Annotated in this window: 14 protein-coding genes and 1 riboswitch; of the genes, 11 read left to right on the top strand and 3 right to left on the bottom strand. The window is 68.0% G+C overall.

Annotated features, from left to right (window positions below):
• Positions 1 to 50: 50 nt before the first annotated feature.
• Positions 51 to 1,442: a threonine/serine ThrE exporter family protein gene (locus ACQP1O_RS27050; RefSeq protein WP_433567809.1), complete on the bottom strand. Its 1,392-nt coding sequence runs from the start codon at positions 1,440 to 1,442 to the stop codon at positions 51 to 53.
• Between the two features lie 132 nt (positions 1,443 to 1,574).
• Here ACQP1O_RS27050 and ACQP1O_RS27045 point away from each other — a divergent pair, with 132 nt between their 5' ends.
• The 4 genes from ACQP1O_RS27045 (at position 1,575) to ACQP1O_RS27030 (ending at position 6,126) form a co-directional block, all read left to right on the top strand.
• Positions 1,575 to 3,482 carry an acyl-CoA dehydrogenase family protein gene (locus ACQP1O_RS27045; protein ID WP_433561255.1) on the top strand — a complete coding sequence of 636 codons (1,908 nt, stop codon included), beginning with the start codon at positions 1,575 to 1,577 and terminating at the stop codon, positions 3,480 to 3,482.
• Between the two features lie 247 nt (positions 3,483 to 3,729).
• The gene (locus tag ACQP1O_RS27040) at positions 3,730 to 4,797 is read left to right on the top strand and encodes a catalase family peroxidase (RefSeq protein ID WP_433561254.1); all 1,068 of its coding nucleotides are present in this window, start codon (positions 3,730 to 3,732) and stop codon (positions 4,795 to 4,797) included.
• Between the two features lie 59 nt (positions 4,798 to 4,856).
• The gene (locus tag ACQP1O_RS27035) at positions 4,857 to 5,426 is read left to right on the top strand and encodes a cytochrome b (RefSeq protein WP_433567808.1); all 570 of its coding nucleotides are present in this window, start codon (positions 4,857 to 4,859) and stop codon (positions 5,424 to 5,426) included.
• Between the two features lie 31 nt (positions 5,427 to 5,457).
• Entirely contained in the window at positions 5,458 to 6,126 is a 669-nt protein-coding gene (locus ACQP1O_RS27030; protein ID WP_433561253.1) for a phosphatase PAP2 family protein, read from the top strand.
• Here the strand turns inward: ACQP1O_RS27030 and ACQP1O_RS27025 are convergent.
• Positions 6,101 to 6,988: a nuclease-related domain-containing protein gene (locus tag ACQP1O_RS27025; RefSeq protein WP_433561252.1), complete on the bottom strand. Its 888-nt coding sequence runs from the start codon at positions 6,986 to 6,988 to the stop codon at positions 6,101 to 6,103. The genes ACQP1O_RS27030 and ACQP1O_RS27025 overlap by 26 nt on opposite strands.
• Before the next feature lie 83 nt (positions 6,989 to 7,071).
• Positions 7,072 to 8,766 carry a GMC oxidoreductase gene (locus ACQP1O_RS27020; RefSeq protein WP_433567807.1) on the bottom strand — a complete coding sequence of 565 codons (1,695 nt, stop codon included), beginning with the start codon at positions 8,764 to 8,766 and terminating at the stop codon, positions 7,072 to 7,074.
• Positions 8,767 to 8,983: 217 nt separating this feature from the next.
• On the opposite strand from ACQP1O_RS27020, the gene ACQP1O_RS27015 reads away from it, so the two are divergent.
• The 7 genes from ACQP1O_RS27015 to gcvP all read left to right on the top strand — a co-directional run bounded on the left by ACQP1O_RS27015 (position 8,984) and on the right by gcvP (position 16,097).
• Positions 8,984 to 9,601 carry a CDP-alcohol phosphatidyltransferase family protein gene (locus ACQP1O_RS27015; RefSeq protein ID WP_433561251.1) on the top strand — a complete coding sequence of 206 codons (618 nt, stop codon included), beginning with the start codon at positions 8,984 to 8,986 and terminating at the stop codon, positions 9,599 to 9,601.
• A gap of 62 nt (positions 9,602 to 9,663) precedes the next feature.
• A complete protein-coding gene (gene gcvH / locus ACQP1O_RS27010) occupies positions 9,664 to 10,062 on the top strand; it encodes a glycine cleavage system protein GcvH (RefSeq protein WP_364625017.1) in 399 nt (132 codons plus the stop codon).
• A 185-nt stretch (positions 10,063 to 10,247) separates the two neighbouring features.
• A complete protein-coding gene (gene garA / locus ACQP1O_RS27005; RefSeq protein WP_354850581.1) occupies positions 10,248 to 10,715 on the top strand; it encodes a glycogen accumulation regulator GarA in 468 nt (155 codons plus the stop codon).
• A 44-nt stretch (positions 10,716 to 10,759) separates the two neighbouring features.
• Positions 10,760 to 11,545, top strand: a complete 786-nt coding sequence (gene ftsR, locus ACQP1O_RS27000; RefSeq protein ID WP_433561250.1) for a transcriptional regulator FtsR — start codon at positions 10,760 to 10,762, stop codon at positions 11,543 to 11,545.
• A 66-nt stretch (positions 11,546 to 11,611) separates the two neighbouring features.
• Positions 11,612 to 12,085 (top strand): bifunctional nuclease family protein, encoded by a 474-nt coding sequence (locus ACQP1O_RS26995; RefSeq protein ID WP_040807814.1) that lies wholly within the window; start codon positions 11,612 to 11,614, stop codon positions 12,083 to 12,085.
• 207 nt (positions 12,086 to 12,292) lie between these two features.
• On the top strand, positions 12,293 to 12,859 hold the full coding sequence (locus ACQP1O_RS26990) for a MerR family transcriptional regulator (RefSeq protein ID WP_354850586.1): 567 nt from the start codon (positions 12,293 to 12,295) through the stop codon (positions 12,857 to 12,859).
• Between the two features lie 139 nt (positions 12,860 to 12,998).
• Positions 12,999 to 13,093, top strand: a riboswitch (glycine riboswitch).
• A gap of 163 nt (positions 13,094 to 13,256) precedes the next feature.
• The gene (gcvP, locus tag ACQP1O_RS26985) at positions 13,257 to 16,097 is read left to right on the top strand and encodes an aminomethyl-transferring glycine dehydrogenase (protein ID WP_433561249.1); all 2,841 of its coding nucleotides are present in this window, start codon (positions 13,257 to 13,259) and stop codon (positions 16,095 to 16,097) included.
• Positions 16,098 to 16,170 lie beyond the last annotated feature (73 nt).

Raw genomic sequence — 16,170 nt, 5'->3', positions numbered from 1 at the left:
AAATCGCATGACAAGTGGTGGGGAGTGTGCAACCGACCGCCCGGTTGTGATCAACCGGAACTGAGCCGTGGTCGCCGCAGCGAGCCCCAGCGCTTCATGATGCGGGGCCGGCGCAGATCTCGAGCGATCCATTCACCGAGCGTGACCCCGGCGGCCAGGGCCAGTCCGATCGTGAAGGCGCCGAACAATTGGTTGAGCCCGAGAATCAATTCGTCATTGAGCAACGCGTACAGCCCGCGATACACGCGCAGACCCGGAAGCAGGGGAGTGATGCCCGCGACCGCCACCACCAACGGGGGTGTCAGCGCGCGCCGCGCCAGTAGACCGCCGGCCAGGCCCACCACCGTGGCCGCCACACCCGACGACACAATCGGGCCGAATCCGAAGTGCTGGACCAGAAGAGAGACGACCGTGGCCGCCGCACCGCTGAACGCCGCCGCGGCCACGGCCCGCCGCTCCGCATAGCAGGCGAGCGCGAACGCCGCGGAGGTCACCGCACCCGCGAACAGCTCGAGCGGCAGATTGGTCAGATCCCGGGTCGTGGTCATGTCGGCCGTCGGCACCGTCGCCTCGAACACCTCGGCCACCCGCAGCGTGAAGGCGATACCGGCGATGATGCCGCCGGTCATCATGATCACTTCCAGCATGCGCGCCGACGCCGTGATCGGCGCCCCGGTGATCGCGTCCTCGACCGCACCGACCAGCTGTAAACCGGCCAGCAGCACCGTGATTCCCGCGGCGATGATGAGTGCGGGATCCAGATGCAGGTTTTCGGCGAACGTCGAGACCAGGACCGCGGGCGCGGCGGCGATCATGCCGCCCACCATGTGCTGGAAGAAGAACGGCAGCCCGCGCCGGTTCAGGACCCGGTTGGTCCGGTCGATCATGGTGGTGGCCCCGAAGCTCAGCAGGGCGATCAGCAACCCGCCATTGAGCAGCAGCGCCACCGCCGCGGCCATGACCGCCCAGCCGAGCGTCGCCAGCCAGCGCGGATACGGGTGCGGCGCCCCGGTGATCTCGTCCAATGCCGCGAGCGCCTCCTGCGGCGGCACCAGTTCGCGGCGGATGCGGCGGGTCAGGCGGTCGGCGGCCGCAAGCCGCGTGAAGTCGAGCGACCGGTAATGCACCACGCGCATGGTGCTGTACGGCGGCAGTCGCGGTCCCCGGTCGGCGGAGATACGAATCGAGTTGTAGGTGACGTCGATATCGCACTTGTCCAGGCCGTAGGTGGAGGCGATGAATTCGATCTGCGTCGTGGTGTCCATGACCGCGGTGCCGGACGCGAGCACCACCTCGCCCACCCGCTCGGCCAGATCCATCACCTCGGTGGCCGTCGCGTCATCGGTGACGTCGATCGGTTGCAGCGGGGCGGGCGCTTCGACCACGGTATCGACCGTCGCGCGGCGGTCCGCGACCAGGCGGTCCACCGCCCCGGTCAGCATCCGCCGCCACCGGGTGCGCAGCCGCGGGGGCGCCTCCAACTCGGTAGCCACATCGGTGCTCACATACAGGAACGTACACGGGTGCGGGAGATCACCTGGTTGAGCGGAACCGGGGCAGTAGTGTTTTCGAGTATGGCGACGAGCGGCGTTTCGATTTCGGAAGAGCTACGCGCGGCACTCGACGGCCCCTGGCGTGACGTGCGCGAACGAGCGCGGGGCATCCTCGACGAGGATTGCCTCTACGGCGATCCCGCCCTCGATATCAAGGCGGCCCGGGCCCGGGTGCTCGAACAGATGCAACTCGTCGCGTCCTACGGCTGGGTCGAGGGCGGTTTCCGGCACGCGGACGGCAGCCCGGGCGACCCGGGCGCGGTGGTCACCGCACTCGAGATGCTGGCCTACACCGACCTGTCGCTGTGGGTGAAAAGTGGTGTGCAGTGGGGACTTTTCGGCGGTGCGGTCGAAAATCTCGGCACCGAGCGCCACCGCGAATACATCGACGAACTGATTCCGCTGCGCCTGCTCGGCTGCTTCGCCATGACCGAGACCGGGCACGGCAGCGATGTCGCCAATCTGGAGACCACCGCCACCTACGACCCGGCGACCCAGGAGTTCGTGGTCCACAGCCCGACCCCCTCCGCCCGCAAGGACTACATCGGCGGCGCGGCCGAACATGCCCGGATGGCAGCGGTTTTCGCGCAGCTGATCACCGAGGGCGAGAGCAAGGGCGTGCACTGCTTCCTGGTGCCCATCCGCGACGAGGCCGGCAGCGACCTGCTGGGGGTGACCACCTCCGACTGCGGCCTCAAGGGCGGTCTGCCGGGCGTCGACAACGGCCGAATCCTGTTCGACCAGGTGCGGATTCCGCGGGAGAACCTGCTCAACCGTTACGCCGATGTCGCACCGGACGGCACCTACAGCTCCGAGATCGAGAACCCCAGCCGCCGCTTCTTCACCACTCTGGGCACCCTCGTGCGCGGCCGGATCAGCGTCGGCGGTGCGGCCGCCGCGGCCGCGCGGGTCGCGCTCAGCATCGCCGTCCGTTACGCCGAGCAGCGCCGCCAGTTCGCCGACCCGGACACCGGCGAGGAGACGGTGCTGCTGGACTACCGCAGCCATCAGCGTCGTTTGCTGCCGCTCGTAGCGCGTTCCTACGCACTGGCTTTCGCGCAGAACGATCTCGTGCACCGCATGCATCTGGTGCAGACGGGCCAGACCACCGATCCGCGCGCGCAGCGCGCGCTGGAGAACCGCGCCGCCGGTCTCAAGGTCGCCCAGACTCGCCACGCCACCCAGGCGATCCAGGAATGCCGCGAAGCCTGCGGCGGCGCAGGCTATCTCACCGAGAACCGGCTGGTGACCCTCAAGGCCGACACTGATGTGTTCACCACCTTCGAAGGTGACAACGTGGTGCTCACCCAGCTGGTAGCCAAGGACTTGCTGACTGCTTACGCCGATGAGGTCCGAGACCTCGACGCTCTCGGCTGGGTGCGCTTCGCCGCCACCATGGCACGCGATGTGGTGCGCGAGCGATCCGGTGTGCGGCAGATGATCCAGCGGTTGCGCGACCGCGGCGACGAATCCGTCGACGAGGGCGACCTGTCACGGCGGTCGGTCCAGTTGCAGCTGTTCGCCGATCGCGAGGACTACATGGTCCGCACCGCCGCGCACCGGCTCCAGGCCCGCGCCAAGGAGACCGGGCCCTTCGAGGCGTTCAACAATGCCCAGGACCACATCCTCGCCGCCGGCACCGCGCACATCGAGCGGCTGGTGCTGGAGGCCTTCATCGACGGCATCGCGGAGATCGAGGACCCGGACGCGCGCGCCCTCGCCGATTCCGTCTGCGACCTGTACGTCTACTGGACCATCGAGCAGAACCAGGCCTGGTACATCATGCACCGGTTCATGTCCGTGGAGCGGGCCAAGGCGGTGCGCCGCGGCGTCAACGAACTCGTCGATCGGCTACGGCCGCAGGCGCTCACCCTGATCGAGGGACTCGGCGTGCCGGAGGGCATGCTGCGCGCCGCCGTGCTCGGCTGACCGGTCGCTGTCGCAGCCGAATCCCATTGCCTCCGTGCATCGTTGAGAGATTGCACACAGCAGAGGGCGCCACACCATGATCGACAGCCGCGACGGCACAGTCGGGCTGATCGTCGCCACCGTCCGCGGCGCGCGAGTTCTTACGGAACCGTGAAGTCGGGCCGATACCCGCCGTGTCGGTTGGTGTCCGCACCCGCTCGCACGGCATCGTCTCTCCCGTTTCGACGATCGACAACAGGAGATACGAATGGGCGAGGAGAACGGTCCGCTACGCCTGAATCGGCGCGCGCTGCTGGCCGCGGCGGTGATCGCCGGTGCGGGAACCGCCGGCGTCGGCGGATTTTTGTTCGCGGAGAATGCCATCGGCCCGGCGCGGCTGACCGCCAGGCGCATCGTCGACGGCCTGCAGGCCGCCAACGGATTCGTCCCGGGCTATCGGCGCAACCATGCCAAGGGCGTCGCGGTGGCGGGACGCTTCGAGAGCAACGGGGCCGGAACGGAGCTGTCGACGGCGGCGGTGTTCCGGCCCGGCAGCTACCTCGTGCACGGTCGGTTCTCGCTGGCGGGCGGCAAGCCCTTCGCACCCGACGTTCTCGACGCGCGCCGGGGGCTCGGACTGCGGGTCACCCTGCCCGCCGGCGAGGAATGGCGGCTGGCGCTGCTCAATATCCCCGTCTTCACCGACGCCTCCGCCCAGGACTTCCACGACCGGACCGCGGCCTACGCGCCCGACCCGGCCACCGGGAAACCGGATCCGGAGCGAGTACGCGCCTATCTGGCCGCACACCCGAAAACCGCTGCCGCACTGGAGGTCATCAAGCGGAACCCGCCGACGGCGAGCTTCGCCACCTCGACCTTCCACGGCCTCAACGCCTTCGAATGCGTCGACGCGCACGGCACCCGGACTCCGGTCCGCTGGCGGCTCGAGCCCGAAACCACCGGCGCCACCGGTGCATCCGGTGACGATCAGCTCTTCACCGGGCTGGTCCGGGACCTCCGCCGCGAACCGCTGCGTTGGAGACTGATCGCGGTGGTGGGCAATCGCGGCACGGATCCGACACACGACCCGACCATCCCCTGGCCGGCGGAGAGGCGCGGCATCGACACCGGCACACTGGTTTTGACCGCGGTCGCGAGCGAGTCCGCGGCCAATGTGCGGGATGTCAACTTCGATCCGCTGGTATTGCCGAACGGCATCGCGGCCTCGGACGACCATGTGCTGCAAGCGCGCTCGGCCGCGTACGCCGAGTCGTATCGACGCCGGGCGGGCGAGACCGCGACCCGGCAGCCGCTGCGGGTGGAGGGTCTGGCATGAGCGGGGCGATGGAACCGGCCGGGTCCACGATCGACGAATCGGATCCGACGACACCGGACATGCCGGAGGCCGCCGCCACGGCGCCCGCCGAACCCACTGCGCGGGCGGGCCATTTCGACCCGACCACGCGGGCGCTGCACTGGCTGATGGCCGTGCTCATCGTGGCCATGCTGTTCCTCGGGGCCGCCCTGGTCGGATCGGTCGGGGATTACGGCGTGCTGCTGAGCGTCCATCGGACGGTCGGCATCGCCATCCTGGTGCTCGGCGTGGCGCGGTTGGTCAACCGGCTGCTGCGGCGTGCGCCCGCCCCGGCGGCGCTGTCACCGGCCGAGCGCCGGATCGCGATGGCGTCGGAGCTGTCGTTGTACGCGCTGTTCCTGCTCCAGCCCGTCGTCGGCTGGGCGCTGGTGTCGGCCTCCGGGACTCCGGTGCGGATCGGGGGCGGCATCCACCTGCCCGCGATCGCGCCGGAGAACGCGCACCTCTACGCACAGCTGCGCACCCTGCACTCCTGGCTGGCCTATCTGCTGCTGGCCCTGTTCACCGCCCACGTGTCCGCGGTGCTGTGGCATGCGATCGGACTGCGTGACGGGCTGCTGCGGCGCATGCTGCTCGTGCGCCGATCCTGAGGCGCGGGCGGGCCGTCGGTATCGTGCAGCCGTGACTCGATCGACCGCGCCCGCCCCCACCCCGCCGGATCACCGGGCACGCCGTGCCGCCCTGCCCGCCATCGTGCTGGCGGGGGTCATCGTCACTGTGCTTGTGCCGCTGTCGTTTCCGGCGGGCGGCGGGTCGACGAGCGCGGATCTGGTGCTGGAGCGCGATATCCACTCGGGGCTGGACGCGCACACGTGGGTGTACCGAGTCCTGCTGTTCCCCAGTAACAGTTATGTGGTCCTGCCGCTGCTGTTCGCCTCCGCGGCGTGGTTCGCCTACCGCCGCCAGTGGTGGCAGGCCGGATTCGCCCTGGTGGCCCCCGAGCTGGTGGTGGCCGTCAATACCTTTGCGCTCAAACCGTTCTGGGACCGCAGGCTCGACCACTATCTCGCCTACCCCAGTGGGCACACCGTGCAGCTGGTCGCGGTCGTCACCGCTTTCGCGCTCGTGGCCGAGTCCGCGCGGGTGCGGACCGGCACGGTGATCGTCATGGTGGCGGTGCTGCCGGCCGTCATGATCGGCATGGTCGGCTTCGGATACCACCATCCGACCGACGTCCTGGGCGGAACGACGGCCGCGGTCACGCTCGTCACAGCCCTCTACCTACCGTTCCGCTACTTCACGGCTACACCGGTTACGCCGCCGTCTAATACGACGCGACCCCCGCGATGATGAACCACACCACCCACAGCACGGCCACCAGGAAGCCGAGCGTCAGCATCACCCGCATGAGCCCGCGGGTCACCTCGATCCGGTCGCTGCGGCGCGGATAGAGCTTGCGCGGGCTGAACCACGGCTCGGGGATGTTCAGACCGCGTGCCGACGCGTGCTCGCGCTCCAGCCGCGCCTGCTCCTCGGCGAAGGCCTCGGCCTGGGCCTGCTGCGGACCGCCGTGCCACAGCGTCGGATCCACCGGGCCCAGGAAGCCCTCGTTCAGCAGATCCTGCGGTGCGGGCAGATACGGCAGGATGCCGAGACCGCGGAACGCCCAGGCCACGTCATTGGCCGACCACTGCGGCCGCCCGCGCGAGAGCAGGCTGGTGAAGTGATCGCGCAGCCGCCGCTCGTCGCCCAGCAGCACCTGGAAGCTGGGGTCGTTCCACAGCTGGGTGACCCGCAGATTCGAGCCGGGCGCCGGCACCACCAGCACGATGCCGTGGATCACGCGCTGCCCGAGTCCCCGTTCGGCCAGCCAGTTCTGCAGCGCGAAGGTGTGATCGCGGGACTTGTCCAGCGGACTGCGCTTGTCGCCGCCCTCGAAGGTGATGATCCGGTCGCCGACCCGCCAGGGGCCGTTGACCGGAATCTCGAGCTCGCCGTCCATGCGCTCCGACAGCGCCTCGGCCTCGATCACCACACAGCTGGTCGGCGTCCACACCACCGCGTCGAACGGATGCAGCTTATCGCCATGGAACAGACTGCAATTGACGGTGGCGACGCCTTTGGGATCGGTGCTGCCCTTCCAGGTACGCAGCCAATCGATGAGCACCTTCTCGGCGTGGGTGCCGGCGGCGTTCTGCACTCGGACGAGCATCGGCTCTCACCTTCCTCGTCGAATCGATACCGGGAATGGTACGGGCACGACAACCCAAATTACCGCCGGGCACGCCGCCGCGCTCAGTTCGCGGAGAGCTCGTGATCGTTCGGGAACAGGGGCAGTCGCAACGCGCCGGGCGCGAAGTCCGGCACCACCGCGTGCTTGGGCGCGACGGGGCGGATCCGACGATACGCGGCGCCCAGCTCGGGTCGCGGATCAGCCTCGTTTCTGTTGGGCCAGAACGCCATTGCGCGCTCGGCCTGGGCGGTGATGGTCAGCGACGGGTTCACGCCCAGGTTCGCCGTCACCGCCGAGCCGTCGGCGACATGCAGGCCCGGATGGCCGTACACGCGCTGATACGGGTCCACCACACCGCTTTCCGGGCCCTCCCCGATGACGCAGCCGCCGATGTAGTGGGCGGTGGCCGGGATGTTGAACACGTCCATGGCCAGCATCTGCACGTCGCCGTCGACCTTCGCCCCGAAGCGGCGGCCGACGTCGTGCGCGAGCGGGATCCAGGTCGGATTCGGCTTGCCCATACCCTGTTTGGTCTTCAGCTGCCCCCAGCGCCGGAACGAGGTCAGCGAGTTGTCCAGCGACTGCATGACCAGCAGGATGATCGACTTCTCCGACGCCCGGCGGGCATTGAGACTGCGCGCGAACACCACCGGGTGCAGCACCATGGCCAGCAGGAAGCGCAGGAACCGGAACGCGCCACCGTCCACCAGCGGCACCGACAGGGGGAACAGGCCGTTCTGGCCCTTGCCGTAGTGACACACCTCGACATGGGTGTCGGGTTCGGGATGGATGGAGGAGGTGATGGCGATGCCCTCGGCGAAGTCGTCGCGGGCCTTGCTCACCACGTTCAGGATGGCCTCGGAGTTGGACCGGGTGAGCTCGCCCAGCCGCGGCGACAGGTTGGGCAGCACGCCCTCGTCCCGCATCTTGTGCAGCAGCTTCTGGGTGCCCAGCGCGGCCGCCGCGAACACCACCTGCTCGGCGGTGAACACCTTGCGCCCCTTGCGGACCCAGCGATCCGAGCGCTGTGTCTCGATGGCATAGCCGCCGCCGGTCATGGGCCGCACCTTGGTGGCCGTGGTCAGCTCGAACACGTGCGCACCGGCCTGCTCGGCCAGGTACAGGTAGTTCTTGGGCGTGGTGTTCTTGGCGTTGTGCGGGCAGCCGGTCAAGCAGCGCGCGCAGTGGATGCAGCCCGCGCGCCTCGGTCCCGCCCCGCCGAAGTACGGGTCGTCCACCTCCTCGCCCGGCGCGGCCTCGTTGAAGAACACACCCACATCGGTGGCGTGGAAGGTGTCGGCCACGCCCAGATCCTGTGCCACCGAACGGATCACGTCGTCGGCCGGGGTCATGCGCGGATTCGGGGCCACGCCCAGCATGCGCTGCGCCTGGTCGTAGTACGGCGCGAGCTCCGAGCGCCAGTCGGTGATGTGGGCCCACTGCCGGTCGGTGTAGAAGGCCGGCAGCGGCTCGTAGAGGGTATTGCCGTAGATCAGCGACCCGCCGCCCACGCCCGCCGCCGAGAACACCGCGCACTTGCCCAGAATGCTGATGCGCTGGGTGCCGGTCAGCCCCAGCCGCGGGGCCCAGATCGACTTGCGTACATTCCAGTTCGTCTTGGGGATGTCCTCGGCGTTCCAGCGGCGGCCGGATTCCAGCACGGCCACCCGGTAGCCCTTCTCGCTCAGGCGCAGCGCGCTCACGCTCCCCCCGAACCCGGAGCCGATAACGACGACGTCATAGTCGAAGTCGGGCATGGTCATTCCTCTCCCTGGGCTGTACCGATCAGCCTTCACCACTCGGGCCCGAACCGCAGCACGCCCTGCGACTTCACACCCCTCCAATACGATGAGAAAATACCGATGTCATTCTCTCACCGGGTGAGTATGACAGCGAACATATCGGTTGGCCGCGGCGGCGGCGCGGCGGCGTGCCCGGATGGAGATGGCGCAGCGATTGGGGTATGACCGGGTTGTGACAACCGAGCGGAACGCCGAACCGGTCTACAGCGACCGCATCCTCACCGTGCCCAATGTGCTCAGCGTGATCCGGTTGATCGGCGTCCCGGTTTTCCTGTGGCTGCTGCTCGCCGAGAAGGCCGACGGCTGGGCCTTCGCGCTGCTGGTCCTCAGCGGCATCACCGACTTCCTGGACGGCAAGCTGGCCCGGCTGCTGGATCAGTCGTCCAAACTGGGCGCCATCCTCGACCCGCTGGTGGATCGCCTCTATCTGCTCGCGACCCTGGGCGGCTTCCTGATTCGCGGCATCCTGCCCTGGTGGGTGGTGCTGATCCTGGTCGGCCGCGACGCGATCCTGACCCTCACCCTCGGCATCTACCGGCGCCGCAACCTGCCCCCGCCCGAGGTCATCTATCTGGGCAAGGCTGCCACCTTCGCGCTGATGTCCGCGCTGCCCTGGCTGCTGGCGGGGCAGATGGACTGGGCGGCGGCAGGTTTCGGCCGCGCCTTCGGTGGTGCATTCTTGATCTGGGGCACGGCGGTCTACGTCTGGACCGGAATCCTGTATCTCCGCAAAGCCGTCGCCGTGGCCCGAGCGATACCGCCCGTGCCACACCATGATCACTCCCGATAGGGTGTGCGGCGGACGGATCGACGACGATCCCGAGAGGAACGCCCGTTGAAAGGACACTGCCAGTGACCGCAGTACCCGAGGATTTGCGCTACTCCGAAGAGCACGAGTGGGTGAGCAAAGTGGGTCCGACCCGGGTGCGGGTGGGTATCACCGATTACGCGCAGTCGCAGCTGGGTGACGTCGTGTTCGTGCAGCTGCCGGCGGTGGACTCCGACGTGGCGAGCGGTGACAGCATCGCCGAGATCGAATCCACCAAGAGCGTGTCCGACATCTACGCTCCGCTGGCCGGGAAAGTCGTTGCGGTGAACGATCTTCTGGATGCCGAACCCGAGACGGTCAACTCCGACGCCTACGGCGACGGATGGCTCTTCGAGGTCGAGGCGGAGTCCGCCGAGGCCCTCGAAGCAGCGCTCGGAAAGCTCCTCGATGCCGCAGGTTATCAAGGAGTTATCGGAGGCTGAAGGAGCCTTCACAGTTCTACCTGCACGGGTACGCCCTGGCAGGGTACGGTCAATGCCAACAGAAGTGCGCGCAGCCGGTGTCCGGATTATCCGGACCTACCCGAAGCGGGGAGCGGCCGGAGTGCCGCATCGCTGAGGGCATCAACTGCTTGCATGGATTATTCGGTTCGAGGAGGAGAGCAAGGGTGAGCGAGAACAAGGACCCGGGTTACCAGGAAACGGCAGCAGAGACCACTTCGGTGTTCCGTGCCGACTTCCTGAACGAGGTCGACACGTCGCGCACCGAGCAGACCGGCGAGCAGCCGGTGCAGGGAGTGGAGGGCCTGCCCGCGGGCGCGGCCCTGCTGGTGGTCAAGCGTGGTCCGAACGCCGGCTCGCGCTTCCTGCTCGACCAGCCGACCACCTCGGCGGGACGCCATCCCGACAGCGACATCTTCCTGGACGATGTCACCGTCAGCCGGCGTCACGCGGAATTCCGCCAGGACGACGACACCTTCCAGGTCGTCGATGTGGGCAGCCTCAACGGCACCTACGTCAACCGGGAGCCGGTGGATTCCTCGGAGCTGCAGAACGGCGACGAGGTCCAGATCGGCAAGTTCCGTCTCGTCTTCCTGACGGGACCGCGACCGGCGACGAGCGACTCGGGTCTATAGGACCGAGCGGAATGACTGGCGCAGCGCAGTGGACGCGCGGAGGCATGTCGATCGGCTCCGTGCTGGATCTCCTGCGTCCGGATTTTCCGGACATCACCATCTCCAAGATCCGATTCCTGGAGTCGGAGGGCCTGATCAGCCCGGAGCGCACGCCCTCGGGGTACCGCCGCTTTCATGTGGCGGACGTCGAGCGCCTGCGCTTCGTGCTGACCGCGCAGCGGGATCAGTACCTGCCGTTGAAGGTGATCAAGGAACAGCTCGAAGCGATCGACAGTGGGGCGGCGACGCTCGGGGTCCGGGAGGCCCGGGCCCGGGCGAACGCCGTGGGAGGGGCCGTGCCCGATTCCAGACCTGGGCCCGACACGAGAGATGGTCTGTCGCCCAATGGAGGCGGCCGCCTGCGGCGGCTGAGCGCCGTGCCCGGTGAGGTGTCGCCCGAGGAGCTCCGGTTCGACCACGAGATCCGGATCACCCGGGCGGATCTGCTCGAGCAGGCGGGCATCGACGAGAAGTTCCTGACCGAACTGATCCGCGCCAACCTCATTACCCCAGGCGCCGCAGGCTATTTCGACGGTGACGCCGTCACGCTGGCCCGCACCGCCAAGGCTCTGAGCGAATTCGGTTTGGAGGCAAGGCATCTGCGCGCCTTCAAACTGGCCGCCGATCGCGAGGCCGCCATGGTCGCGCAGATCGCGGCGCCGATCGCCAAGAGCCGCGACGCGGATGCCCGCGCCCGGGCCGAGGAGACGGTCCGTGAGTTGGCGGCATTGTCGCTGACTCTGCACACCTGCCTGGTGAAGACCTCTGTGCGCGCTTCCCTCGGGGGCTGAATTCTTCGCCTAGACTCGGTATTACAGCCGGGTTGGGCGGCCGGTGAGGATTTGGGAGGCAGTGCGATGAGCGAAATGCGTGTGATCGGCATTCGTGTCGAACAACCACAGAATCAGCCCGTGCTGTTGCTCCGAGAGGTCTCCGGCGACCGCTATCTACCTATCTGGATCGGCCAGGCCGAGGCCACCGCGATCGTGCTGGAGCAGGAGGGCGTCACGCCCATCCGCCCGCTGACCCACGATCTGATCAAGATCCTGATCAAGGAGCTCGGGCACACCCTCAAAGAGGTGCGGATCGTGGATCTGCAGGAGGGCACCTTCTACGCCGACCTGGTCTTCGAGAACGATCTGCGCATCTCCGCGCGGCCCTCGGATTCGGTGGCCATCGCGCTGCGGGTGGGCTGCCCGATCTATGCCGAAGAGCCGGTGCTGGAAGAGGCCGGACTGGTCATGCCGGACGAGCGCGAGGACGAGGTCGAGAAGTTCAAGGAGTTTCTCGAATCGGTATCTCCCGATGATTTCAAGGCTACGGACAGCTGACCAGTTCCTGACCTGGTGATGATCTCGAAACGGGACAAAACAGGGTCTCTACCTCAGGTTTAGGGTTAAAAACACGCGGTTGATCAAGCTTTGACGGTGCCGATTCTGCCGCGACAATCAGGGGAGTAGCCTCGATTGTTAGGCCAACGCTCCAGAGTCGATTGACAGAGCCCGAGCCCTGATAGGTAAGCAGTAAGGGAGTAGTCAGTGGGAGATCAACCGCAACCTCAGGATGTGGTGCAGCCAGGGCTGTTCCCCGATGACACGGTGCCCGACGAACTCGTCGGCTACCGCGTGCCCAGCGCTTGCCAGGTGGCCGGCATCACCTACCGCCAGCTCGATTACTGGGCCCGCACCGGACTGGTCGTACCGTCCATCCGCAGTGCCACCGGATCCGGCAGCCAGCGCCTGTACTCGTTCAAGGACATCCTGGTCCTGAAGATCGTCAAGCGGCTCCTCGACGCCGGCATCTCGCTGCAGAACATCCGCATCGCCGTGGATCACCTGCGCAGCCGGGGCGTCGAAGACCTCGCCGGGATCACCCTCTTCTCCGACGGCACCACCGTCTACGAGTGCTCCTCCGCCGAGGAGGTGGTCGATTTACTGCAGGGTGGCCAGGGCGTGTTCGGCATCGCCGTCAGCGGCGCCATGCGCGAACTCACCGGAGCGATCGCCAACTTCCCGGCCGAGCGCGCCGAGACCGCGACCACCTCGGACCGTCCCGAGGACGAGCTGTCGTTCCGCCGCAAGGCCCGCATGAGCAAGACCGGCTAGACACCCTTTTCCGGACGCGCGTCGCCTCGGGCGGCGCGCGTTTCGTGTATCCGGGGCTGGTCGTTCGGAGCGCGCCACACTGTGAAACCGGCCCAGGCAACATTCTTGTAACCTGGCGCCCCTTAGACTGGCAGTGCGTCGCAGCCGTGCGGGAGAGTTCCGGGATAGTCTCGGACGCCGAAGGAGCAGCACCTCCCCGTCAATCTCTCAGGCACCAGGGACCGTGCGGAGTTTCGACGCCTCTGGAAAGTGGTGACCTCGCGTCACCCGCCCATGGTGAAAGGTCAACGGCCGCAAGGCCGGGGTCCGAATCTCTCAGGCATCGAGGACAGAGGGGGAGGGCAGACGACACGTCGGCCGTCGGGTCGACCCCCGCCCACCCCTTTGGAGAGCAGCCGTGATCTGGACTCGATCCTTCGCCGACCGCCACATCGGCCCCGACAGCGGCGAGACCGGCCGCATCCTGGAGACCGTGGGCGTCGAGTCGCTGGACGAACTCGCCACCAGGGCCGTGCCCGCCAGCATTCTGGACGCGCCCGAGGGCAATGGGCTGAACGCGCTGCCCGCCGCGCTGTCCGAGCACGAGGCGCTCGCCGAGCTTGCGGCGCTGGCGAATTCGAATACCGTGGCGACCTCCATGATCGGGCTGGGCTACTACGACACCCTCACCCCGCCGGTGCTGCTGCGCAATCTCGTCGAGAACCCGGCCTGGTACACGGCGTACACGCCGTACCAGCCGGAGATCAGCCAGGGCCGCCTCGAGGCGCTGCTGAACTTCCAGACCATGGTCGGCGACCTGACCGGTATGGAGGTCGCCAATGCCTCCATGCTGGACGAGGCCACGGCGGCGGCCGAGGCCATGACGCTGCTGCAGCGGGCCAACCGCAAGAGCAAGTCCGTGCGGCTGCTCATCGATACCGATCTGTTCCCGCAGACCCGGACGCTGCTCTACACCCGTGCCGAGCCGCTGGGCATCGAGATCGTGGAATCCGATCTCGCGGACGGGCAGCTGCCCGAGGGCGACTTCTTCGGCGTGATCGTCCAGCAGCCGGGCGCGTCCGGCCGCATCGTCGACTGGGCGCCGGTGATCGAGGCCGCGCACGTGCGGGGCGCCCTGGTGGCGGTCGGCGCGGATCTGCTTGCGCTGACGCTGATTACGCCGCCGGGGGAGCAGGGCGCTGACGCCTGTTTCGGCACCACGCAGCGCTTCGGCGTGCCGCTGGGCTTCGGCGGGCCGCACGCCGGCTATCTCGCGGTGCACAGCGCGCACGCGCGGCAGCTGCCGGGCCGCCTGGTCGGCGTGTCCGTGGACGCGGACGGCAACCTGGCCTACCGGCTCGCCCTGCAGACCCGTGAGCAGCACATTCGCCGTGAGAAGGCGACCTCGAATATCTGCACCGCGCAGGTGCTGCTGGCCATCCTGGCGGCCATGTACGCCTCGTATCACGGCGCGGACGGGCTGCGCTCGCTGGCGCGCCGCGTGCACGGGCACGCCCAGTGGCTGGCCGCCGGGCTCGGCGACGCGGTGGTGCACCAGACCTTCTTCGACACCGTGCTGGTGAACGTGCCCGCGGGCGCGGAAGGCATTGTGGCCAAGGCGAAGGGACGCGGGATCAACCTGCGGCTGGTCGATGCCGATCATGTGGCGATCGCCTGCGACGAGGTCACCACCGATGCCAATGTGGTCGACGTGCTGGACTGCTTCGGCGCAGAGATCCCGGTCGGCCCGGAGGGCGCGCTCTTCCACGGCAAGCAGCGCCCGCACATCGAGGTCCGCACCTCGGAGTACCTGACCGCGCCCGCGTTCACCAGGTACCGCACCGAGACCGCCATGCTGCGCTACCTGCGCGCACTGTCGGACAAGGACATCGCCCTGGATCGCAGCATGATTCCGCTCGGCTCCTGCACCATGAAGCTGAACGCGGCCGCGGAGATGGAGTCCATCACCTGGCCGGGCTTCAACCGGGTGCATCCCTACGCCCCCGTCGAGGACGCCCCGGGCCTGATCAAGCTGATCGAGGACCTGGAGGGCTGGCTGTGCGCGGTCACCGGCTACGACCGGGTTTCCTTGCAGCCCAATGCCGGTAGCCAGGGCGAGTACGCGGGTCTGCTGGCCATTCGCCGCTACCACCTGGATCGCGGTGACTCGCACCGGGACACCTGCCTGATCCCCTCCAGCGCGCACGGCACCAATGCCGCCTCCGCCGCCATGGTGGGCATGCGGGTGGAGGTCGTGAAGACCCGCCCCAACGGCGATATCGACCTCGACGATCTGCGCGCCAAGATCGCCGACCACGCCGAGCGGCTGGCCTGCATCATGATCACCTACCCGTCCACCCACGGCGTGTACGAGCACGAGGTGGCCGAGCTGTGCGGGCTGGTGCACGAGGCCGGCGGCCAGGTGTACGTGGACGGTGCGAACCTCAATGCCCTTGTCGGACTGGCCCGTCCGGGCAAGTTCGGCGGCGACGTCAGCCACCTGAACCTGCACAAGACCTTCTGCATCCCGCACGGTGGTGGCGGCCCGGGCGTGGGCCCGGTCGCGGTGCGCGAGCACCTGGCGCAGTATCTGCCGGGCGATCCCCTCGTCAAGGGTTCGCACGCGGTGTCGGCGGCCATGTACGGGTCGGCGTCGATTCTTCCGATCACCTGGGCCTACATCCGCATGATGGGCGCCGACGGCCTGCGCCGTGCCACCCTGACCGCCATCGCCTCGGCCAATTACATTGCGCGCAAGCTGGATCCGCACTTCCCGGTGCTCTACACCGGCGACAACGGCATGGTCGCCCACGAGTGCATCCTGGATCTGCGCGAGATCACCAAGCGCACCGGCGTCACCGTCGACGATGTGGCCAAGCGCCTGGCCGACTACGGCTTCCACGCCCCCACTATGAGCTTCCCGGTCGCGGGCACCCTCATGGTGGAGCCCACCGAGAGCGAAAACCTCGAAGAGCTGGACGCTTTCATCGCCGCCATGATCGCCATCAAGGGCGAGATCGACCAGGTCGAGGCCGGCGTCTGGCCGGTCGACGACAACCCGCTGCGCGGCGCGCCGCACACCGCCGAATGCCTGGTCGGCGACTGGAACCACCCTTACACCCGGGAAATGGCCGTCTACCCCCAGGGCGTCAGGCACGCCCGCGCCAAGGTCTGGCCGTCCGTCCGCCGCATCGACGGCGCCTATGGCGACCGCAACCTGGTCTGCTCCTGCCCCCCGCTGGACGCCTACGCGGAGTGATCGCTGGCTGACTGCTGAATGACCGAGCGCCCCATCGGTTCCAGGAACCGATGGGGCGCTCGTCGTTACGTTG

This window comes from Nocardia sp. CA-151230 (assembly GCF_050942175.1).
Classification (GTDB): Bacteria; Actinomycetota; Actinomycetes; order Mycobacteriales; family Mycobacteriaceae; genus Nocardia.
This window is presented reverse-complemented; position numbering and strand designations above follow the sequence as displayed.